The organism is Kocuria sp. KKT182, from assembly GCF_055635395.1.
The window spans coordinates 3402228-3423951 of record NZ_CM145757.1 but is presented as its reverse complement, the minus strand read 5'-3'; the positions used below and the strand labels follow the sequence as shown (position 1 = coordinate 3423951).

At 73.1% G+C, this 21724-nt stretch carries 21 protein-coding genes; 6 read left to right on the top strand and 15 right to left on the bottom strand.

All coding sequences use genetic code 11. The features are described 5' to 3' along the window. The first annotated feature begins 233 nt into the window (after window positions 1–233). Complete coding sequence (locus ACZ2G1_RS15960) at window positions 234–812, top strand: hypothetical protein (protein WP_115162283.1); 579 nt, start codon at window positions 234–236, stop codon at window positions 810–812. 24 nt (window positions 813–836) lie between these two features. Here ACZ2G1_RS15960 and ACZ2G1_RS15955 read toward each other — a convergent pair whose 3' ends face one another. The 5 genes from ACZ2G1_RS15955 to ACZ2G1_RS15935 are packed head-to-tail and all read right to left on the bottom strand — an operon-like array spanning window position 837 to window position 5143. Beyond that, window positions 837–1883: an enoyl-CoA hydratase/isomerase family protein gene (locus tag ACZ2G1_RS15955; protein WP_035925933.1), complete on the bottom strand. Its 1047-nt coding sequence runs from the start codon at window positions 1881–1883 to the stop codon at window positions 837–839. 40 nt (window positions 1884–1923) lie between these two features. Next, window positions 1924–2748: a glycerophosphodiester phosphodiesterase family protein gene (locus tag ACZ2G1_RS15950; protein WP_035925932.1), complete on the bottom strand. Its 825-nt coding sequence runs from the start codon at window positions 2746–2748 to the stop codon at window positions 1924–1926. 10 nt (window positions 2749–2758) lie between these two features. After that, the gene (locus ACZ2G1_RS15945; RefSeq protein WP_242630419.1) at window positions 2759–3637 is read right to left on the bottom strand and encodes an HAD family hydrolase; all 879 of its coding nucleotides are present in this window, start codon (window positions 3635–3637) and stop codon (window positions 2759–2761) included. Between the two features lie 14 nt (window positions 3638–3651). Next, entirely contained in the window at window positions 3652–4170 is a 519-nt protein-coding gene (locus ACZ2G1_RS15940; RefSeq protein ID WP_035925930.1) for a YbhB/YbcL family Raf kinase inhibitor-like protein, read from the bottom strand. Window positions 4171–4213: 43 nt separating this feature from the next. Then, the gene (locus tag ACZ2G1_RS15935; RefSeq protein ID WP_035925929.1) at window positions 4214–5143 is read right to left on the bottom strand and encodes a carbohydrate kinase family protein; all 930 of its coding nucleotides are present in this window, start codon (window positions 5141–5143) and stop codon (window positions 4214–4216) included. Between the two features lie 210 nt (window positions 5144–5353). Between ACZ2G1_RS15935 and ACZ2G1_RS15930 the strand changes: the two genes are divergently transcribed. Next, window positions 5354–6811: a glyceraldehyde-3-phosphate dehydrogenase gene (locus ACZ2G1_RS15930; RefSeq protein ID WP_470377144.1), complete on the top strand. Its 1458-nt coding sequence runs from the start codon at window positions 5354–5356 to the stop codon at window positions 6809–6811. A 119-nt stretch (window positions 6812–6930) separates the two neighbouring features. Here the strand turns inward: ACZ2G1_RS15930 and ACZ2G1_RS15925 are convergent, their stop codons facing one another. From ACZ2G1_RS15925 to fdhD, 10 genes are all read right to left on the bottom strand, one after another. Continuing rightward, on the bottom strand, window positions 6931–8250 hold the full coding sequence (locus ACZ2G1_RS15925; RefSeq protein WP_470377143.1) for a M18 family aminopeptidase: 1320 nt from the start codon (window positions 8248–8250) through the stop codon (window positions 6931–6933). Window positions 8251–8259: 9 nt separating this feature from the next. Continuing rightward, window positions 8260–9363, bottom strand: a complete 1104-nt coding sequence (locus ACZ2G1_RS15920; RefSeq protein WP_470377142.1) for a lysostaphin resistance A-like protein — start codon at window positions 9361–9363, stop codon at window positions 8260–8262. A 76-nt stretch (window positions 9364–9439) separates the two neighbouring features. After that, window positions 9440–10501: a Gfo/Idh/MocA family protein gene (locus ACZ2G1_RS15915; RefSeq protein ID WP_470377141.1), complete on the bottom strand. Its 1062-nt coding sequence runs from the start codon at window positions 10499–10501 to the stop codon at window positions 9440–9442. Between the two features lie 73 nt (window positions 10502–10574). Next, a complete protein-coding gene (locus ACZ2G1_RS15910; protein ID WP_081994343.1) occupies window positions 10575–11594 on the bottom strand; it encodes a LacI family DNA-binding transcriptional regulator in 1020 nt (339 codons plus the stop codon). A gap of 41 nt (window positions 11595–11635) precedes the next feature. Continuing rightward, a complete protein-coding gene (locus ACZ2G1_RS15905) occupies window positions 11636–13090 on the bottom strand; it encodes a GH1 family beta-glucosidase (RefSeq protein WP_470377140.1) in 1455 nt (484 codons plus the stop codon). Beyond that, complete coding sequence (locus tag ACZ2G1_RS15900) at window positions 13090–13986, bottom strand: carbohydrate ABC transporter permease (protein ID WP_017832099.1); 897 nt, start codon at window positions 13984–13986, stop codon at window positions 13090–13092. The genes ACZ2G1_RS15905 and ACZ2G1_RS15900 overlap by 1 nt, the downstream gene beginning before the upstream one ends. Beyond that, complete coding sequence (locus ACZ2G1_RS15895) at window positions 13983–15104, bottom strand: carbohydrate ABC transporter permease (RefSeq protein WP_017832100.1); 1122 nt, start codon at window positions 15102–15104, stop codon at window positions 13983–13985. Before ACZ2G1_RS15895 ends, ACZ2G1_RS15900 begins: the two co-directional genes overlap by 4 nt. Before the next feature lie 64 nt (window positions 15105–15168). Then, the gene (locus tag ACZ2G1_RS15890) at window positions 15169–16461 is read right to left on the bottom strand and encodes an ABC transporter substrate-binding protein (protein ID WP_470377736.1); all 1293 of its coding nucleotides are present in this window, start codon (window positions 16459–16461) and stop codon (window positions 15169–15171) included. A 196-nt stretch (window positions 16462–16657) separates the two neighbouring features. Then, on the bottom strand, window positions 16658–17392 hold the full coding sequence (locus tag ACZ2G1_RS15885) for a glutamine amidotransferase (RefSeq protein WP_470377139.1): 735 nt from the start codon (window positions 17390–17392) through the stop codon (window positions 16658–16660). A 40-nt stretch (window positions 17393–17432) separates the two neighbouring features. Then, entirely contained in the window at window positions 17433–18284 is an 852-nt protein-coding gene (gene fdhD, locus ACZ2G1_RS15880; RefSeq protein ID WP_470377138.1) for a formate dehydrogenase accessory sulfurtransferase FdhD, read from the bottom strand. 397 nt (window positions 18285–18681) lie between these two features. Here fdhD and ACZ2G1_RS15875 point away from each other — a divergent pair, with 397 nt between their 5' ends. From ACZ2G1_RS15875 to ACZ2G1_RS15860, 4 genes are all read left to right on the top strand, one after another. Beyond that, window positions 18682–19287, top strand: coding sequence for an alternate-type signal peptide domain-containing protein (locus ACZ2G1_RS15875; protein ID WP_470377137.1), 606 nt, complete (start codon window positions 18682–18684; stop codon window positions 19285–19287). A gap of 98 nt (window positions 19288–19385) precedes the next feature. Then, entirely contained in the window at window positions 19386–19973 is a 588-nt protein-coding gene (locus ACZ2G1_RS15870; RefSeq protein WP_181821056.1) for a hypothetical protein, read from the top strand. A gap of 23 nt (window positions 19974–19996) precedes the next feature. Beyond that, window positions 19997–20980: a hypothetical protein gene (locus tag ACZ2G1_RS15865; RefSeq protein WP_115162277.1), complete on the top strand. Its 984-nt coding sequence runs from the start codon at window positions 19997–19999 to the stop codon at window positions 20978–20980. Beyond that, a complete protein-coding gene (locus tag ACZ2G1_RS15860; RefSeq protein WP_470377136.1) occupies window positions 20977–21669 on the top strand; it encodes a signal peptidase I in 693 nt (230 codons plus the stop codon). The genes ACZ2G1_RS15865 and ACZ2G1_RS15860 overlap by 4 nt, the downstream gene beginning before the upstream one ends. The last annotated feature ends 55 nt before the right edge of the window (window positions 21670–21724 follow it).

The window sequence follows — 21724 nt, the reverse complement described above, 5'->3', positions numbered from 1 at the left end:
CCCTCCGGTGCTCGCCCGGCTCCGTTCGCGCCCCCGGGTCCCGTGGGCCGCCGCGGAGGACTCCAGCGTAGGCAGGCGGGGAACACGGTGGAAGGCCCGCGGGCCAGGTGACGGACGTGGACAACGGAGCAGGCCCGCCCCACAATGTGAGCACGCCCCGGCGGCCGGCCGGCCGCGGACCCGGGCGCCCTGGACGGACGTCCCGCACCGGCGGGGGAGACGGAGCACGCCGCATGAAGGACCGCACGCAGGACAGCGCCGAGGACCGCACGGACGGCAGGGTCATGCGGACGGTCTACACGTTCTTCCTGGGGCTGCTGCTGGCCCTGTCCGTGGGTCTCGGCGTCGCCACGGTCCACCCCGGCCCGGAGGAGCCCGCGCCGCCCCCGGCGGTCGCGATGGCGCGGGAGACCCGCGAGCTCGCCCCGGAGGAGCAGCAGCAGTGGGCGGCCTACGAGCGCGAACGGGGGGCGTGGGAGGTCGAGCACATGCGGTACAGCCGCGACGTCGGCGTGATCGCCCTGGTCGCGTCCGTCGTGCTGCTGGGGGCGAGCCTGGCGGTGGAGCGGCGCCGGCCGGTGCTCGCCCACGGCGTGCTGCTCGGCGGTCTGTTCACGCTGCTGCACAGCGTGGTCCGCAGCCTGGTCTCGCAGGACACCGTCGCCTCGTTCGCCGTGGTCACCGTGGCGCTGGCCGTGGTGCTGTACCTCGGCTACCGCCGGTTCGTGGACCGCCCCACCCCGGCCGGTGACCGGTGGGGTCCTCCCCGGCCGGTGGTCAGCGACAACGGGAAGCACCCGTCCCGCCGCTGAGCGCGCCGGGCCGGTGCCGGCCGGTCAGCGGGGCAGCGGCAGCTTCTCGTCGAGCACGGCCCGGACGGCCGCGACGTCGACGTCCGTGACGGAGGCGTGCTCCCAGGCCGGCCGGTTGTCCTTGTCCACGAGGACCGCCCGCACGCCCTCGGCGAAGTCGGGGCGGGCGATCGTGTCCGCGGCGAGGCGCAGCTCCCGCTCGAGGCAGGAGCGCACGCTGTCGTCGGCCGCGCCGCGCTCCAGCAGCTCGAAGGTGCGCACCAGCGAGGAGGGGCTCATCCCCGCGAGGTCCTCCGGCGCGGCGGCGACGATCTGCTCGAGGGTCGGGGCGCCGTAGCGCTCCTCGATCTCCTCCCACCGCGCCACCACGGAGGACGGCTCGGGCTCGCGCGCGAAGCGGGAGAGGGCGTCCTCCGGGCCCTCCTCCACCACGGCCCCGGCGAGGGCCTCGAAGTCCTCGTCCGCCACGAGGACGTCGGCCAGCCCGAGGGCGACGGCGTCCGCGCCGCCGAGCCGCTGCCCGCCGAGGGCGAGCCAGCGGCCCACGGCCAGGCCCGGTTCGCCGCGGTGGTCCGGCCGGGAGACGCGCGGCAGGAACCAGGAGGCGCCGATGTCGGTGAAGAAGCCGATCTTCGTCTCGGGCATCGCCATGACCGTGGAGGGACCCACCACGCGGTGGGAACCGTGCACGGAGATGCCCATGCCGCCGCCCATGCAGATCCCGTTCATGAGCGCCACGTAGGGCTTGGGGTAGTCCGCGATCAGGCAGTCGAGGGCGTACTCGACGGCGAACACCCCCGTGGCCTCCTCCGTCCGCCCGGCGAGCACGGCGTCGCGGACCTCCCGGATGTCGCCGCCGGCGCACCACGCCCGCGGGGAGGCCGAGGTGACGAGCACGTGGCGCACGGCGTCGTCGTCCCGCCACGCGTCGAGCGCGGCCTTGAGGTCCCGGTACATCTGTGCGGTGAGGGCGTTGAGCTGACGGGGCCGGTTGAGCACGATGTGTCCGGTGCCGTTGCGGACCTCGGTCAGGACGTGCTGCGCGGTGCCGGTCGTGGCGGTGTCGGTCATGGCTCCCACCCTGCCACGGGCCGCGCCGCCGTGCCACGGCTCACACGCCGGAGGGCGGCCACTGTCCACGCTGCGCCAGGAGGGAGGCGAGCAGGTCGGCCCGGTCGGTGACGATCCCGTCGACCCCGAGCTCGAGCAGCTCCGCCATCTCGGCCGTCTCGTTGACGGTCCACACGTGCACGTCGATGCCGTGCCGGTGGGCGAAGTCCAGGAAGCGGGGGGTCACGAGCTGGACCTCGGCCCCGCCCCGCACCCGGTACCGGCGGGGGATCTGCACGGTGTCGAACGGCTCGATCCACCGGGCGGCCGCCCGCCGCGCGAGACGCCAGGTGGGCCCGCCCAGCCACGAGCACACGAGCAGCAGGCGCATCCCCTCCTTGCCGGAGGACGTGGGCACGGTCCGGCCGTCCAGCTCGCGGATCCGCCGCAGCGTGCGGCGCCGGCGGCTCTCGGAGAAGGAGGTCACCCGCACCCGGTCCACGGCGCCGAGCTCGTGGAGCAGCGCCGGCAGGGCCGCCACGGACGCCTCGTCCTTGACGTCCACGTTGAACTTCAGCTCGGGGAGCTCCGTCAGCAGGTCGGCGAAGCGGGGGATGCGCCCGACGCCGGCGACGCGCTCGGCCCTGATCTGCGCCCAGGTCAGGGCGGAGACCTTCCCGCTGCCGCCGGTGACGCGGTCGAGGGTCTCGTCGTGGAAGGACAGGACCACCCCGTCGGCCGTCGTGTTGACGTCCGTCTCGATCCACTCGTAGCCGAGGTCCCGGGCCGCCCGGAAGGCGTCGAGGGTGTTCTCGGCACCGTCCCGGCAGAAACCGCGGTGGGCCAGGGCTGCGGGGGCGTCGCGCCGGTGCGCTGGAGGGGTCACCCCCCTATTGTTACCCCGTGGTAGCGGATTGTCCCGCCCATGACGCGCCAGGTCGGCCGCCGCGCAGCAGGGCCTCGATCACCTGGGCCACCCCGTCCTCCTCGAACGGCGGGGCCGTGCGGCCCACGGCCCGCGCGACCGCGGGGTGCCCGCTCGCCATGGCGTAGCCGTGGGCGGCCCACGTGAGCATCTCGAGGTCGTTGGGCATGTCGCCGAAGGCCATCACCTCGTGCGGACGGATGCCGCGCTCGGCCGCGTACTGCTCGAGGGTGCGCGCCTTGGTGAGCCCCTTCTGCCCCATCTCCACGAGCGGGGCCGCCGCCACGGAGTGCGTCACGGACAGCCGGCCGGCCACGAGCTCGGCGAGCGCCCGGAAGTACTCCTGCGGCTCGGCGGTGTCCAGCTTGGCCAGGAACTTCACCAGCCCCTGGTCCTCCGGCAGCCGGTCCCGCAGCGCCCCGACCAGGGGGGCGCCGACCTCCATCCGGTCGGTCCTGGCCCACCCGTGGTCCGTGAAGACCCCCTCGAGGGTCTCCGCCGCGAACAGCGTGCCGGGGTGCCGGGCCGCGACCTCGTCCATGACCGCGAAGGCGTCCCGGGCCGGGAACAGGCTCGACTCCACGACCAGGTCGGCGCTGAGGTCGTAGACCACCGCCCCGTTCGAGCAGATGACCACGCCCTCGTGGCCGAGCTGCTCGCGCAGCGGGTCGAGCCAGCGCATGGGCCGGCCCGTCACGAACACCACGTGGATGCCGCTGTCCTGGGCGGCGTGGATCGCGTCGACGGTGCGCGGGCGGAAGCGGAAGTCGTGCCCCAGGACGGTGCCGTCGAGGTCGCTGGCGATCATCCGGATCGGCGCCGTCCCGGGGACCTCCGGATCAGGGCTCACGGGTGTTCTGCCACCTAGGCCTCGTGCGTCCCGGTGAGGCAGGCGCGGGCGATCCCGGAGCTGAAGAGCTGGAAGTTGACGACGGCGGGGCTGGCGCTCTCGTCGACGTCGATCTGCTCCTCGCCCACCGCGGTCACGCACACGATGTAGCGGTGCGGCCCGTGGCCGGGGGGCGGGGCGGCGCCCACGTACTCGTCGGTGCCGCCGTCGTTGCGGTGCTTGACCGCCCCGGCCGGAGGGTCGGACGCCGCGCCGCGCGCGAGGGAGGTGACGTCGGCGGGGATGTTGGACAGGCACCAGTGCCAGAAGCCGCTGGGGGTGGGGGCGTCCGGGTCGAAGACCGTGACCACGTAGCTCTTCGTGCCCTCCGGGGCCCCGGACCAGCTCAGCTGCGGGGACACGTCCTGGCCGCCGGCGCCCATGATGCCCGAGAGCTGGGCCGGGGCGAGCGGGCCGCCGTCGGAGATGTCCTCGGAGGTGAGGGTGAAGCTCGGCAGGTCGGGCAGGTCGGCGTACGGGTCGCGCTCGGGCACGGGCTCTCCTTGGACGGGACGGGACGGGTGGGGTCGGGGCGGGTCAGGGCGCGGGCAGCTCGTCCTTGCGGGGCAGGTCCGCGCCGGCGCGGGAGACCGTGACGCCGGCCGCCGCGGCGGCGTAGCGCAGCAGCTCGCCGACCTGCTGCTCGTCCAGGTTGTCGATCCGCTCGCGGGCCGGCGCGCCCGTGTAGCCGTGGTCGGTGAGCCAGCCGAGCAGCGCGGCCATGAAGGAGTCCCCGGCCCCCACGGTGTCCACGACCGTGGTGCGGGCGGCGGGCACCTCCACCCCGCGCGGCCCGGTGGCGCGGGTGCGGGCCCAGGGCCCCAGGGGCCCGCGGGTGACGACGACGAGCTCCGCGCCGGCCTTGAGCCAGGCGCCCGCGCTCTCCTCGACGCTGCGGTGGGGGTACAGCCACAGGAGGTCCTCGTCCGAGGCCTTCACGACGTCGGCGAGGGCCACGAGCTGTTCGGCCCGGGCCCGGGCGTCCGAGGAGTCCGGGATGATGGACGGCCGGCAGTTGGGGTCGTAGGAGATCAGGGCCGAGCGGTGGGCCTGCTCCACGGCGTGCAGGACCTTCGAGGCGCCGGGCTCGAGCATCGCCCCGATCGACCCGACGTGCAGCAGGGAGGTGTCCCGGAGCAGCTCGGCCAGCTGCTCGTCCGAGAGGTCCAGGGACCAGTCGAGCTGGAAGTCGTAGGTCGCGGCGCCGTCCTCCCCGATGACGGCCTCGGCCACGGAGGTCGGCCGCGTGTCGGCGTCGAAGGGCAGGAGCACGCCGTTGTCCCGCAGGTGCGCCTCGACCTGCGTGCCGTACTCGTCCTCGCCGTAGCGGCCGAGGAACTGGACCTCGTGGCCGAGCCGGGCCAGGCCCACGGCCACGTTCATGGGGCTTCCCCCGGCGTGCGCGCGGGGCTCCTGGCCGCGCTTCGAGACCACGTCCACGAGCGCCTCACCGATGACCGTCAGCATGCTCTCACGGTAGCACCCGCCGGCCCCGCCGCCCCCGGCACCGGACCGGCCCGCCGGGCCCGTAACGGGAGCCCTTCCCGCCCCCGGTGCCCCTAGAATGGAGGGCGGCGTCCTGCGCGAACCGCAGCGGCGCGCACCCGACCGCGCAACGAGGCGCGGCACGTCACGGCCGGACACGATGACGTCCCCGGCCGAGGAAGAGAGTCATTCTTGAGCACTCCTGAAAGCTGGGCCGACCGCGAGTCGCTCGCCGAGGGCATCGTCCCCCTGGTCGGACGCCTGCACCGTGAGAACAAGGTCGTGCCGACGGTCTACGGCCGCTCCCTGGTGCACAAGTCCGTCACCCAGATCATCAAGGCGCACCGCTTCGCCCGCCGGATCGACGGCGAGGAGCTGCCCCTCGAGGACACGACCCGCCTGCTCGAGGCCATGTCCGGGCTGAACCTCGGCACCTGCGCGGTGGACCTCGGCAAGCTCAACCGGCTCGCCCAGGAGTCGGACCAGGACCTCGAGTCGTTCCTGCGCGAGGAGCTCGCCCCCGTGGTGGACCGCAGGGCCCAGAACTCCCCGGAGTCCCAGGACGTGGTGCTCTACGGGTTCGGCCGCATCGGCCGCCTGCTCGCCCGCATCCTCATCAACCGCAACGACGGCACCGGCCTGAACCTGCGCGCCGTCGTGGTGCGCAAGAAGCCGGGCAACGACCTGGTCAAGCGCGCCTCCCTCCTGCGCCGCGACTCGGTGCACGGGAAGTTCGACGGGACCATCCACGTCGACGAGGAGAACGACGTCATCACGGCCAACGGGGTGGCCATCAAGTTCATCTACGCGAACGACCCCACCGAGATCGACTACACCGCCTACGGGATCGACAACGCGATCGTCGTGGACAACACGGGCGTGTGGCGCGACGAGGCCGGGCTCTCGAAGCACCTGCAGGCCAAGGGCGTGGCCAAGGTGCTGCTCACCGCACCGGGCAAGGGCGACCTGAAGAACATCGTGTGCGGGGTCAACGACGACGCCATCACCCCGGAGGACACCATCCTGTCCGCCGCGTCCTGCACCACCAACGCGATCACCCCGGTCGTGAAGGTCCTGCACGACAAGTACGGCATCGCGCAGGGCCACGTGGAGACGGTCCACTCCTACACCAACGACCAGAACCTCATCGACAACTGGCACAAGGGCGACCGCCGGGGCCGCTCCGCCGCCCTCAACATGGTCATCACCGAGACCGGCGCCGCGAAGGCCGTGGCCAAGGCCCTGCCGGAGATGGCCGGCAAGCTGACGGGCAACGCGATCCGCGTCCCCACCCCGGACGTGTCCATGGCCATCCTCAACCTGCAGCTCGAGCAGGCCCCGGAGTCCGAGGACGCGGTCAACCAGTACCTGAAGGACATCTCGCTGAACTCGTCCCTGCGCAAGCAGATCGACTACACCGACTCCCCCGAGATCGTGTCCACCGACTTCGTGGGCTCCCGCCGCGCGGGCGTCGTCGACGGTCTCGCGACGATCGTCAACGGCAGCTCGCTGGTGCTCTACGTCTGGTACGACAACGAGTTCGGCTACTCCTGCCAGGTCGTGCGGGTGCTCGCCCGGATGGCCGACATCGCGATGCCGCAGTTCCCGGCCGAGCGGGTCGCGGTCGGCACGGCGTCGATCCCCGGCTGAGCCGCCCCTCACCGGCAGCGGACCGTCCGCGCCGAGGGGTCGCCACCGAACGGAACGACCGACTCGCACCGTTCAGTGGCGACCCCCCGCGCAGCAGGTCGAGCAGGCGGCGCGGCGGGTCAGGCGGTGTAGAAGGCCCCCGCGACCGCCCCGAGGGCGGCGACGTCGTCCACGTGGCACAGCTCCCGGGCGGAGTGCATCGACAGCAGGCCGATGCCGACGTCGATCGTGCGCACCCCCAGCCGGGCCGCGGTGATGGGCCCGATGGTGGACCCGCACGGCACCCGGTTGTTGGAGACGAACTCCTGGTAGCCCACACCGGCGCGCGCGCAGGCCTCGGCCCAGATCCCGGCGCCCACGGCGTCCGTGGCGTAGTGCTGGTCCGCGTTGATCTTCAGCAGCGGCCCCGCCCCCGGCACCGGCCGGTTCACGGGGTCGTGGTGGCCCTGGTAGTTGGGGTGCACCAGGTGCCCGGCGTCGGCGGACAGGCACACGGACCCGGCCAGGGAGCGCCGGTGCTCGGCGGCGGAGCGGCCCAGGCCCTCACCGATGCGCACCAGCACGTCCTCGAGGAACGGTCCCGCGGCGCCGGAGCGGGTGCGGGAGCCGATCTCCTCGTGGTCGAACGCGGCGAGCACCGCGATGTGCCGGCCCTGCTCGACCGCCTCGGCCTCGCGGGCGAGCGCGCTCAGCCCGGCGTGCACGGAGGACAGGTTGTCCAGCCGCCCGGAGGCGAACAGCGTCCCGCCCTGCCCGAACACGGCGGGGGGCTGGGCGTCCGCCAGCACCACGTCGTAGCCGACGATGCGGGCCGGGTCCACGGGCCCGCCGTCCGCGTGTTCGGCCAGCAGCGCGAGGACGTCCGCGTCCTCCGGCTGTCCCACTCCCCAGATCGGCTGCACGTGCTGCTGGCGGTCGAGCTGCAGGCCCTTGTTGGCCTCGCGGTCCAGGTGGATGGCGAGCTGCGGGATGCGGGCCACGGGGCCGGTGGCGGTCAGGTGCTCCACCGGGGCGCCGTCCGTCCCGCGGACCACGAGCCGGCCCGCCAGGCGCAGCTCGCGGTCCAGCCACGAGTTCAGCAGCGCCCCGCCGTAGGTCTCGACCCCGGCCTGGTGCCAGGTGTGGGCCGTGGTGGTGGGCCTCGGCTTGAGCTTGAAGCCCGGCGAGTCGGTGTGCGCACCGAGGATCCGGAACCCCGCCGCGGGGGGGACCTCCGCCGGGGTGGCCCACGCGATGACAGCCCCGTCGCGGAGCACGTAGCGCCGCCCGCGGACGCCGGTCCGGGCCCAGTCCTCCGTCTCGTCGAGGCGGACGAAGCCCACCTCCTCCAGCCGGGCGGCGGCGGCGTGCGCGGCGTGGAAGGAGCTCGGCGACTCCATCACGTAGCGGCCGAGGTCCTCGACGGCGGACCGGGGGTCGACTGTGGTGCGGGGTTCCATGCCGTCAGTCTACGAAAGGTGCTGGGGCGCTCGCCCGGGCACCTGTCCCGCCCAGTGGCCGGGACAGGCGGGCGGGCCGGGGCACACCCAGGCTCCGGGCCCACGGCCCTCCCCACCGGGTCCGGGGCCGGCCGCGAGGAGGAGGGCCGGCCCCGGCGGGTGCACGGTCCGGGTCACCTCCACGCCGCGCCGGCGCGCACCGCGGACCACGAGCCACGCGAAGAGCAGCTGCAGGCCCGCCGAGAGGGCGAGGGCCACCCAGGACGACTCCTCGGCGTCCGGGTCGGCCAGGCCGAGCGCGCCGAAGAGCGTGGCGATGACGTTGTTGACCACGTGCAGGGCGATCGCCGCCTCGAGCCCGCCGGTGCGCCAGGTCAGCCAGCCGGCGACGACCGCCATGACCGCGACCGCCAGCAGCCCCCAGGCGTCGTACAGGTGCCCGAACGTGAACAGGGGCACCGGCAGCAGGATCGCGAACACGGGCCGGCGCAGCCACCGTCCCACGGTCTGCAGCAGGTAGCCCCGGAAGACGAGCTCCTCCGCCGCGCACTGCAGCGGGACCACCAGCACGATCATGGCGATCAGCCACCAGAAGCCCTCCACCGGCTGCGGGGCGGTCAGCGAGCCGAGCAGCGCGTACTCCACGAGGAGGGCGGCCGCCTGGCCCACCGCGTAGACCGCCAGGGCCACGAGGAGGCACCGGCCGAGGAGGCCCCAGCGCAGCCGTCCCGTCACCGACAGCAGCAGCCCGAGGGGCCGGGGGCCCGTGATGGCCCGGGCCGCGAGGAGCGCCGGGATCATGAGGACCAGGGAGAAGAACAGCATGAAGAAGATCGCCGGGTCCATCATGTCCAGCTCCGTGCCCCCGAGGAAGACCTCGTCCAGGGCCTCCTCGCCGCGCACGGCCACGAGCCCCACGGCCCACACGATGCCGAACACGACGGCCAGCACCCCGTAGAAGGCGCCGAAGAGCAGCAGCTCCACGAGCGGCTTCCACCACCGGTGGTCGGGGTCGGCGTGGCCGAGCCGGTGGTACGGCAGGAGCCGGGGCCCGGGGCCCGAGGGGTCGTCGTCGAGGGATCCCTGCCTCCAGGGGGCGGCGCGCGTGGTCATGCCTCCCACGGTATCCGCAGCCGGTCCCTTCCGGACACGCGACAGTTCGGGGGCGCCCCGTCGTGGCGCCCGCCGGTCAGGGCAGGTCGCTGCGGTAGCGCAGGCCCATCTGCCGGCGCGCGTCGTCGAGCAGCTCCAGCACCAGCACGGTGTCCGCGAGCGGCATGCGCGGGCTCTCGGTCAGGCCGGCCTGGAGGCACCGGTTCACCTCCCGCAGCTCGTGGGCGAAGCCGTGCCCGGCGGCCCGGAAGCGCTCGGTCCGCGGCGCGGCTCCCCCGGACCGGACCACGAGCTCACCGGGGTGGTACAGGGGCGCCCCGGTGCGCAGCCAGCCGTCCGTCCCGCTGATGGTCACCGTGCCCGGGCAGTCCGTCTCGATGGACGTGGTGAGGTGGGCGTGCGCCCCGTCCGCCCAGGTGAGGGTCAGGCCGTTGTGCAGGTCCACGCCGTCCTCGTGGAGGACGCCGTGGGCCGTGAGGCCGGCCGGTGCGCCGAGCACCGCGAGCGCCCAGGTGAGCGGGTACACGGCGAGGTCCAACAGGGCCCCTCCGCCCGCCGCGGGATCCCAGAGCCGGGACCCGGGGTCGTACGGAACCGGGGCGCCGAGGTCCGCCTGGAGCCAGCGGACCCGTCCGATCTCGCCGGAACGGACGATGTCGAGGGCGCGCCCGAAGCTCGGCAGGAAGCGCGTCCACACCGCCTCCATGAGGAACAGCCCGCGCGCCCGGGCGAGCTCCCGCAGCTCCCCCGCCTCCCGGGCGTTCATGGTCAGCGGCTTCTCGCAGAGCACGTGCTTGCCGGCCTCGAGGGTCGCGCGGGCCACCGCGTGGTGCTGGGCGTGGGGCGTGGCGACGTAGACGACCTCCACGGCGGGGTCCGCGACGAGGCGCTCCCAGCCGGTGGTGCCGTCGTGGTCGTGGTGGCTCCGGGCCGCGCCGAAGCGCTCGGCGAACGCCTCGGCGGAGGACCTGGAGCGGGAGCTGACGGCCGAGAGCACGGCGTCGTCGAGCAGCGCCAGGTCCTGGACCACGCGGCCGGCGATCGACCCGGTGGCGACGACGCCCCAGTGCACGGGACGGCCGGTCGCCGTCGCGGGGTCGTCGCCCGTCACCGGGGCGGGGAGGGCTGGAGGGGGCATGGTGGCCTTTCGGGGAGGATCCGGGGACGCCGACGACGGCGCCGGGGCGTCGCCCGGCTCGGGGCGGGAAGGACTAGACGGAGTCCCGGAGCACGAGCGAGGTCGACATGATGGTCACCCGGTCCGTCGGCCGGCCCTCGATCATGTCGACGAGGGTCTCGGCCATCTTCCGGCCGAGCTCGACGATCGGGTGGTTCACCGTGGTCAGCGCGGGGGTCACCGACGTCGCGAAGGAGTCGTCGTCGAAGCCCACCACGGCGATGTCCTCCGGGATGCGCAGGCCGCGGCCCTGGATCACGGTGTACGCCCCGGCCGCCATCTGGTCGTTCGCGGCGAACACGGCGTCGACCGGCCGGCCGCGGTCCAGCAGCCGCTGCATGGCCCGGGCCCCCGAGGCGAGCGTGAAGTCGCCCACCTCCACCAGCTGGTCGTCCAGCCCGGCCTCCCGCACCGCGGTCCGCCAGCCCGCCAGCCGGTCGATGCCCGGGGGCATGTCCTGCGGCCCGGCGATGGTCGCGATGCTCCGCCGCCCGCTCGCGGTGAGCAGCCGGGTGGCGCTGCAGGCAGCGGCCTCGTTCTCGACCTCCACGTAGTAGGCGTCCTCGGCGCCGACGAGCGGGCGACCCGCGAACACCATGGGCAGCGACCCCGAGAGGTGGGTCCACGAGTGGTCGCCGCTGTGGTGCGAGACCACCAGGGCACCGTCCACGTTGCCGCCGAGCAGGAAGCTGCGGGTCTTCTCGGGCTTCGCCTCGGACGCGATGACCATGTTCAGGGTGAAGTCGGTGTCCGTCAGGTACATCGCGATGCCCTGGACCACGGTCGTGAAGAACGGGTCCGCGAACACCTTGGACGTGGACTCCGGGATGATCAGGGCGACCGAGTTGGCCCGTCGCTTCGCCAGCGAACGCGCCGCCCGGTTCGGGGTGTAGTCGAGGGCCTCGATGGCCTTCCGCACCGACTGCGCCAGCTCGGGGTCGACGCTGGGCGAGTCGTTCACCACCCGGGACACGGTCGCCCGCGAGACCCCGGCCAGCGCGGCCACCATCTCGAGCGTCGGCACGGGCCGGGGGCCGCCTGCGCGCTGCGTCATGATCATCTCCGGTGCTCTCGGCGGGTGGGCTGGCATCAATGCTAGGCGCCCGTGGACGGGGCCACCGGCGTGCGGTCCGCGGCGGCGGCGATGACCCCGGCGTAGGCGCGACCGCTGTCCTTGACCGTGCGCTCGAACGTCCCGTAGTCCACCCGGACCACGCCGAAGCGCTTGCCGTAGCCCCACGACCACTCGAAGTTGTCCAGCAGCGACCACACGAAGTAGCCGCGGACGTCCGCGCCCTGGTCGATGGCCTCCCCCACGGCCGCGATGTGGCCGAGGACGAACTCGGTGCGCTCCGTGTCGTGGACGGCGCCGTCGTCGCCGACGACGTCGTCGTAGGCGGCGCCGTTCTCGGTGACGTACAGGGGCGGGAGCGCGGGGTACTCCTCGCCCAGGCGCACCAGGAGCTTCCGCAGCCCGTCCGGGTTCACCTCCCAGTCCATCGCCGTGCGCGGCAGGCCGCGGCTCGGGAACGCGATGTCCTCGGAGCCGATCCAGCACGAGGACGTGGGGCGGCTGGCGCCGCCGGAGTGGCCGTCGCCGCCGGAGGACTCCGGGTGCCCGCTGATGAGGTCGTCGTGGTAGTGGTTCACGCCGAGGAAGTCGAGGGGCGCCCCGATGGTCGCGAGGTCACCGTCCCGGACGAGCTCGCGGAGGCCGAACCGGTCCAGGTCCGCGAGGGTGTCCTCGGGGTACGCGCCGCGCAGGATGGGGTCCAGGAAGAGGCGGTTCTGCAGGGAGTCGAACCGCCGGGCCGCGTCGAGGTCCACCGGGTCCGAGGGGTCTCGGGGGATCGAGTTGCTGAGGTTGAGGGTGATGCCCAGGTGCTCGGCACCGCGGGACCGCAGGTGCTCGACCGCGAGGCCGTGGGCCAGGTGCTGGTGGTGCACGGCGGCGACGGCGGCCCGGGGGTCCTGCCGGCCGGGCGCGTGGACCCCGGCCGCGTAGCCGAGCAGCGACGAGCAGAAGGGCTCGTTGAACGTGGTCCAGTGCCGCACCCGGTCGCCGAGCACCGAGTGCACGTCGTCGGCGTACTCGACGAAACGGTGCGCGGTGTCCCGGTGGGCCCACCCGCCCTTCTCCTCGAGCGCCTGCGGCAGGTCCCAGTGGTACAGGGTCAGCCAGGGCAGGATGCCGGCCTCGAGCAGCTCGTCGACCAGGCGGGAGTAGAAGTCCAGGCCCTCGGGGTTCGGGGCCCGGTCACCGGGACGCACCCGCGCCCAGCTCGTGGAGAAGCGGTAGGAGCCGAGCCCGAGCTCCTTCATGATCCGCACGTCCTCGGGCATCCGGTGGTAGTGCTGCACGGCGTCCTCCAGGGTGTCGCCGTTGGCCACGGCGCCCGGCAGACGGGCGAAGGCGTCCCAGACGGAGTCCTCCTTGCCGCCCTCGTGCCCGGCGCCCTCCACCTGGGCCGCGGCGGTGGCCGAGCCCCAGAGGAAGCCCTCGGGCCAGCTGCGGTGGTGCACGGCTGCGTCTTCTGCGTTGTTCGGCATTAGCCCTTCACTGCTCCTTGCATGATTCCGGAAATGAGTTGTCTGCCCGCGACGGCGAAGAGCGCCAGGAGGGGAAGCGTGGCCATGACGGCGCCGGCGAGGACGATCGAGTAGTCCACGTAGCGGGCCGACTGCAGCTGGCTCAGCGCCGTCTGCAGGGTGGGGTTGCTCGCGTCGAGGACGAGCAGCGGCCACAGGAAGTCGGTCCACGCCGTCATGAAGGTGAACAGGCCGAGGATGGCCATGGCCGGGCGGGCCGCGGGGAGCGCGACGTGCCAGAAGGTGGAGATCATCGACGCCCCGTCCATCCGGGCCGACTCGATGAGCTCGTCGGGGATGACGTCCACGAGGTACTGGCGCATGAAGAACACGCCGAACGCCGTGACGAGGGTGGGCACGACGACCGCCCCGATCTCGCCGGTCCAGCCGAGCTCGCGCATGAGCATGAACAGCGGGATGATGCCGAGCTGCGTGGGGATGGCCATGGTCGCGACGACCGCGACCATGAGGCCGTCGCGCCCCTTGAACCGCAGCTTGGCGAACGCGTACCCGGCGAGGGTGGAGAACGTGACCACCGAGACGGTGATGATCCCCGAGATGAGCACGCTGTTGCCGAGGGCCAGCCAGAAGGGGATGGTGTCGAAGACCTCGCCCACGTTCGTCCAGAAGTTGCCGCCCGGCAGCAGCGGCGGCCAGGTGCGGCCGAGGGCCTCGTTGGAGCGGCTGCCGATGATCACCGACCACCACAGCGGATAGGCGCTGGCCAGGAAGAACGCGGACAGCAGGCCGTAGGTGAGGAAGCCGGGGCGGTGCCCGTCCCCGAAGATCCGCCGGCGCACGGGCACCGCCCGCGGCCGCCGCGTCCTGGTCCTCGTGGGTGCGCCGGTGACGGTCATCGTGTCCTCCTCGTGGTCGTCGGTGCTGCGGCCGCCCGTGGCGCGCCGGTGCCGGTGTTCGCCGCCGCGTCGGGGACGACGGCGTCCACCGCACGCGGCCTCCGCCGCCGACCGGCCCCGCGCCCGGTCCTGCGCGGCGGCCTCCCCCCGTCGGACGCCGTCGCGATGCGGCGCGAGACCAGGTAGTTGACCAGGCCGAAGAGCAGGATGAGGAGGAAGAGCAGCCAGGCGATGGTCGCGGCCTTGCCGAAGTTCTGCCGCTGGAAGGCCATCTCCCAGAGGTAGAGGACCGTGGTCTGGAACTGGCGCTGCGTGCCGCCCGCGGCCACGGGGTCGAAGAGCCTCGGCTCCGTGAAGATCTGGAGGCCGCCGATGGTGGTCGTGATGACCACGAACACCATCGTGGGACGGATGCTCGGCAGGGTGATGCTGAAGAACCGGCGGAGAGGGCCCGCGCCGTCGATCGCGCCGGCGTCGTACAGGTCACGGGGCACCGCCTGCATCGCCGCGAGCAGGATCAGCGCGTTGTAGCCGGTCCAGCGCCAGTTGACCATGGCGGCGATGGCGATGTGGCTGGGCAGCGTCTCGTTCTTCCACAGGATCGGGTCGACCCCGAAGCTGCCGAGGATGTTGTTGATGAGCCCGTACTGCTCGCCGAACATGTTCGTGAAGATCATGGCCACGGCCACCGGGGTGACCACGTAGGGCAGCAGCACGCTCATCTGCCACAGCGTCCTGGCGCGCAGGTTCTGGTCCAGGACCGCCGCGATCAGCACCGCGGCCGCCAGCTGCGGGATGCTCGAGAGCAGGAAGATGCTCACCGTGTTGAACAGCGAGTTCCAGAAGAACCGGTCCCGCAGCACCTCGGTGAAGTTGCCCAGCCCCACGAACTCGCCCCGGCCGGTGAGCAGGTGCCAGTCGAAGAGCGAGACGAAGAACGTGTACCCGAGCGGGAAGAGCCCCACCACTCCGAAGAGGACGAAGAAGGGCGCGATGTACAGGTAGGGGGAGGCTTTCAGGTCCAGGACGATGAGCCGCTGTCTGCGGGTCGGCCTGGGCGGACTCGGCGCCGGCGCGGCGGGCGCCGCGGCGGCGGGGCGGTGGGCTGTCGTGGTCATGAGGGTCTCGCGCTTCCGTGAGGGGGCCTCCGGCGGATTCCGGAGGCCCCGTGGCCGGGTCCTGCTAGTTGTTGACGACCAGGTCGTCGAGAAGCGCGAGGGCCTCGTCCCAGGCCTCGTCGGCCGTGGCGGTCCCGGCGTCGAGGCGCTTCAGCGGCGGCAGGAAGACGTTCTCCTGGATCACGGAGTCGTGCGGGCCCTTGAACTGGGCGACGACCCCCTCGGCGCGGGACGCGAGGATCACCCCGGTGGGTGCGTCGTTGAACACGGGGTTCGGTTCGGCGTCCTCGACCAGCTTCTCCTGGGCCTCGATGGTGCTGGGGAAGTTGTTCGCCTTGGCCGACTGCTTGACCTGCTGCTCGGGCGCGGTGAGCCAGGCCGCGAGCTTCGCTGCCTCCTCCGGGTGCTCGGAGGTCTCCGGGACGGAGAGGAACGCGCCGCCCCAGTTGGAGGCGCCGCCCGGGAAGACGTCGGCGAAGTCCCACCCGCTGCCCTCGCCGCCGCCGGCGGACTCGAGCTGGCCCTCGATGGTGCCGAGCATCCAGCCGGGGCAGACGAAGGTCGCGAAGGAGCCGTCCACGAAGGCCTGGCCGTTGCCCCAGTCGAACTGGGTCTGGTTGGCGGAGAGGCCGTCCAGTGTGCCCGCGGCGAGCAGGTCGAAGCGCTCGCGCAGCTGCTCGTTGCCCTCCACGTTCAGCTCGCCGTCGGCGGTGTAGTAGCCCTCGTCGAGCTGGTTGACCATCGAGTTCCACACGAAGCCGGACTGGTCGTACCAGGCCTTGCCCGTGGTCTCCTGGTACTCGCGGCCGAGCTCGAAGTAGGTCTCCCAGGTGGCGTCGTCGCCGCCGAAGAGCTCCGCGACCTCCTCGCGGTCGCTGGGCAGACCGGCCTCCTCGAAGAGCTTTCCGTTGTAGCAGAGGCCCTGGGGACCGATGTCGGTGCCGTACCCGATGACGCGGCCCTCCGGGTCGGTCCCCTGCTCGAACTTCCACGGCACCCAGTTGTCCTTGATGTCGGCGGCGCCGTGCTCGTTGAGGTCGACGAACTGGTCGGAGACCTCCATGATCGAGCCGAGCCAGCCCTCCTCGATGGCGGTGACGTCGCTGAGCCCGGACCCGGCGGCGATCTTGGTGAAGGCGTCCGTGCGGGCGTTCGAGCCGCGGTCGATGTTCGTGGCCTTGATGGTCACGCCCGGGTTCAGCTCCTCGTACTCGCCGTAGAGGTCGTCGTAGCCGAAGGTCCCGAAGGTGGTGACGGTGAGCTCCACGGGGTTGTCGGCGCTGGCCGGCTCGCCTCCGCCCCCGCCGCACCCCGTGGCGACGGCTGCCAGTGCCGCCGCACCCGCCAGGGCTGTCATTCTCTTGAGTCGCGTGTGTCCCACGGTCACTCCTTTGTGAAGGGCTGGAGAGGAGCTGCTGTCCAGAGAGCGCTCTCTCTGCTGTGCCACGACTGTATGTGCCCCGGGTCACACCGTCAAGAGAGCGCTCTCTCAGACCGCGGAGAAGTCGCTCCGCGTCGCGCGGTGACGACGGGACGGGCCCGTCCGCGGCGCGTCAGCGGGCGTAGCGGTCCACGAACGCGGCGAGGATCTTCTCGGGCTGGGTCACGGGCGGCCCCGTGCGGATGCGGTTCTTGACGTCCTCGGCCTCGGCGGGCGGGAAGTACCCGTGCTCCTTGTACGCCTCGATCCGGCGGAGCAGGGCGGGGGCGTCGAGCTCGGGATGGAACTGGGTCGCGTAGAGGTTCTGCTTGATCCGGAACATCTGGACGGGGCAGTCCGCGCCGGTCGCGAGCAGGACGGCTGCGGGCGCCAGGGTGCGCGTGCCCTCCTTGTGCCCCACGAACCCGTGGAACGCCGGCGGGAACTCCCGGAGCAGCGGGTCCCGCAGCCCCTCCTCGGTCAGGGTGACCTCGATGACGCCGATCTCCTCGCCGCGGGTGCGGTCCACGATCCCGCCCTGGTGCGTGCCCAGGGTGCCGACGCCGTAGCAGGCGCCGAGGAACGGGAAGTCCCGGGCGACGACCTCGTCGAGCAGGTCCCGCATCTCGGACTCGGCCCGTCGCTGCACCTCGGACTTCTGCTGCGGCGGGTCGGAGGAGTTGAACGGGGACCCGCCGATGACGACCCCGGAGTAGCGCTCGAGGTCGATCGGCGGCATGGGCCCGGCCTCCAGCCGGACCCGGTGGAGGTGGCTCTCCTGCAGGCCGCTGAAGCGGCAGATGGTCTCGTACTCCTCGTCCGCGACGTCGTCCTCGGCGCGGGTGGCGAGCAGCAGGAAGGGCTTCATGACCCCATCGTAGCCAGCGGCGGAGCGCTCCCCCGACCGCTCAGGGGACGAGGCGCTCCCGGTGCGCATAGGCGTTGAAGGAGGTGCCGCGGCTGAAGCCGAGCAGGGTGACGCCCGTCTGCTCCGCGAGGTCCACGGCGAGGGCCGAGGGCGCCGAGACAGCCGCGAGCGCCGGGACGCCGGCCATGTACGCCTTCTGCACCAGCTCGAACGAGGCGCGGCCCGAGACCTGCAGCACCGTGGAGCCCAGGGGCAGGAGGTCCTCGCGCAGGGCCCAGCCCACGACCTTGTCCACGGCGTTGTGCCGCCCCACGTCCTCCCGCACGCACAGCAGCTCGGGCTCGCCGTCGCCGCCGGGGCCGTCCGGGAAGCGGAAGAGCCCCGCGGCGTGGACGCCGCCGGTCGTGGCGAACAGCTTCTGCCCGGTGCGCAGCCGGTCCGGCAGGGCGAGCAGCGCGGGCACGGGGAGCCCGGTCCGGTCCGCGGCGGGGTCGAACGAGGAGACCTTGGTGACGGCCTCGATGGACGCCGTGCCGCAGACCCCGCACGACGACGACGTGTAGACGTGCCGCTCCATGGAGGTGTCCGGCAGGGCGACCCCCGGCGCGAGCCGCACCTCCACCACGTTGTAGGTCCGCTGCCCGTCCGGACCGATGCCGCTGCGGTAGTCCATCTGCACGATCTCGGCCGGCGCGCGCACCACGCCCTCGGAGACGAGGAACCCGGCCACGAGGTCGAAGTCGTGACCCGGGGTGCGCATCGTGACGGTGAACGGCCTGCCGTCGAGCCGGATCTCCAGGGGCTCCTCACCGGCCAGGGTGTCCGCGCGTCCGGTCCCGCCGCCGTCGGCGGTGTACCGGTGCACGCGGCGCCGCTGGGAAGCTCGGGTCATGGCGGTCCTCCGGTCCCGGCTCCACCGGGTGGGAGCCCTCCCCCGGCATCCTATGGGCGCGGCCCGTGGCGGCCGAAGCAGCCGCATTACCGAACAGTAACGTCGGGCGAAGTGGGGACAGGCAAGTTCTGTTCTTATTCATAGACTTTTGTCTAGAGTTGACGTGTCAAGGGAATTCGGCGGCAGGGCTGCCGGCGGATCCTCCGGGCGATCCACTGCGGTTCCACGGGCCGGCGCGCCGAGGCGCGGCCGTCGCAGCGAGCACCCCGTCCCCCGTGATCCGGGGGGACCGGGTGCACGCCGCCTCCGCGGACACCCCACCGGATGCCCGGCACCACACGCGCACCGATCCCGCGCGGCCTCTCCTCTCACCCCTCTCTCGCTCGAAGGCGGAACCATGAACACTGCAGCGCAGACCCCCCTGTCCGAGTCCACCGCGAAGGCCGGCCGGAACCGGCGCGCCGGCAAGGCCGTCCTGGCCGGCGCCGTGGCCGTCGGCCTCCTCGCCGCCGGCGGCGGCACCTTCTCCAAGTGGTCCGACGACAAGGACATCTTCGCCGCCGGCACCTCGGTGTCCACCGGCAAGCTCCATCTCGGCAAGATCACCACGACCCAGTGGTCCGATCAGCACGGCGTGCTCGAGGACTTCGGTTCCTTCGAAATGGTCCCCGGCGACTCGCTGTCCTACACCGTCGGCAGCTCCGTGGTCGCCGAGGGCAAGAACGTCACCGGCACCCTCTCCGTGGACACCTCCGAGCTGCCGACCGGCATCCAGCAGATGCTGGCCCACGGCGCCCTGGGCTACGACGTCACGATCACGGGTCTGGCCGACCAGGACACGGACGGCGACGGCAAGTACCGGGTCACGCCGGCGGACAACGGTCAGCCGATCACAGTGACGGCGAAGATCACCTGGCCGGAGCAGCTCACTAACGGGCAGACGATGCAGGACGAGAACTTCGCCCTGGACGCCATGAAGCTCACGCTCGTGCAGAACGTGTGACGCGGGGCCGACCGGCCCCACGGCACCCCGGTGTAGCGACGATGTCGCACCGGGGTGCCCCGTCCCCGTCTCGCTCCGTCTCACCCCCAGAGGCCCCCATGACGCGCACTTCCCGCTCCCGCCCCTCGACCGCCGGCCGCGCCCTCGCCGCCGCCGCGGCCGCGCTCCTGGCACTGACCCTGCTGGGCAACAGCCTCGGAACGGCCGCCCGCTGGTCCGACACGGCACCGCTCGAGACGCAGGCCGTCAGCACCGGCGCCCTCGACGTGGCGCTGGAGCCCGCGCGGGCGACCCTCCACCGCACCGACGTCGATCCCACGACCGGTGCCCTCCGGCGCGGATCCACCGACCTCACCGGAGCGGCGGACGCCCTGTCCGCACTGGCCCCCGGCGACACGGTCGTCGTCACGACCCGCGCGGTCCTCGACGTCGAGGGCGCGAACATCGCCGCGACCCTCACGGTCGATCCCGGCGTGCCGGCCGGCGGCGCGGTCGTCCCCCGCGTCGAGCTGGTGCCGGTCTCCGGCGCGCCGCCGCAGCCCGGGCCGTCCTCCTGGACGGTGACCTCGGCCCACGACGGCGCGGTCTACGACGTCACCGTCTCCTACGAGGTGTCCCCGGACCCCGCCGCCCAGGGCACGACCGTCACGCCGGGCCCGCTCACGGTCGCCCTCACCCAGCACTGACCCCCCCTCCCCCAGGAGCTCCCATGAGCCAGTACCGCACTCCCACGGCCTACGTGCTCGGCGTCCTCGTCCTGCTCGCCGTCATCGTGCTCACGACCCCGAACGGCGGGACCCACGCCCGCTGGTCCGCCACCGCCCTCGCCGAGGTGCCCACCATGACCACGGGCCGGATCGGCTTCGAGATCACCGCGGTCGAGGGCGCCGGAGGCGCCGCGACCCTGACCAGCACGTCCGGCTTCGACGTCCGGTACCGGCCGGTGCAGGTCTCCCTGGTGGACTCCGCCGGGCGGTCCGTGGCCGCGCCGGCGGGCATGCGCTTCGCGTACCGCACCGGCGCGGCCTGCGACGACGGCGCGGCGCCGGCCGAGTGGACCGCCACCGCACCCGGAGGATCCGCCCCGGCCCGCGTCGACGGCGGGACGCGGGCGTCCCTGGAGCACGACCGGCCTGCCGGGCTGTGCCTGACCGTCTCGACCGACGCCGTCGCCGAGGACGCGCTCCGTGCGCTCGACGGGCAGGTGCTGCAGGTCGTCACCGTGGTGGAGGCCAGCACCCTCGGGGCCGGCACCTGGTCGACGACCCGCTCCTGGACGGCGCCGTTCACCGTGGAGGCGCCTCCCGTGGAGCAGCCCCCCGTGACCGCGCCCGACCGCCCGACGGCCCAGGACGCGGCGCGCTGCGGTGCGGACACCAGCGCCGCACAGCTCCGGTGGTCCTGGACCGGCGCTCCGACCGTGGCGGAGTGGCACCTCCTGGTCCGCCCGAGGGGCAGCACCGTGGCGCCCACGCCGGTGAAGCGGCTGACCGACGGCTCCGCACGGGAGATCCGGCTGTCCACCGACGAGCTCCGAAGTGTCGCGGGCCACGAGAAGAATCAGGATTACGACGTCCTCGTCCGGGCCGTGCTCACGGGCGGAGCCATCCCCCACGTGGACAGCGCCTATGCGTGGACGGTCAGGACGGCCGGCGCAAGCCACAACATCAACTGTGAAGGACTCCCGTCATGACCACCGTGCTCCGCAAGACCCTCCACCCGCTGCTCGTGCTCGCCCTGGCCGCGGTGGCCGCGCTGCTGCTCGCCGTCGTCGTCCTCCCGCTCGCGCTCGGCTGGGTGCCCCTGACGGTGCTCTCCGGCTCGATGGAGCCGACCGTCCCGACCGGCAGCCAGGTCGTGGTCGCCCCGCTCGAGGGCGAGGACGACGCCGCGGGACTGAGCACCGGGGACGTCGTGACGTTCATGCCCCGTCCGGACGACCCGACCCTCGTGACCCACCGGATCGTGGGCGTCGCGGTGGACGGCGAGGGGCGGCGCAGCTTCACGACGCAGGGCGACGCCAACGCCGCCCCGGACGCGGAGCCGGTCACCGCCACCCAGCTGCGCGGCCTGGTGAAGTACCACGTGCCCTGGGCCGGCTACGCCGCCACCCTCCTGGACGCGGAGCAGAAGCGCAGCGGGATCGTGCTGGTCGCCGCGGCGCTGTTCGGCTACGCGCTGTGGCAGCTCGTGGGCGCCGTCCGGGACCGCGCCCGGCCCACGGACGAGAGCGCGGACGAGAGCACGGACGCGGACAGGGACGCGGAGCGGGACCACGGCGCCGGCGGCGTGGCGGAGCAGTTCCCGGCCGGGGAGCAGACGTCCCCGGCGGAGGCCCCGACGGAGGCGCTGCCGCTGGTGCCCGCCGCCGCCGGCCGCTGAGCGGCGCAGCGCTCGCCCGGGGCCGGGGCGGCCTGCCGGACCGTCGACGCCGGGC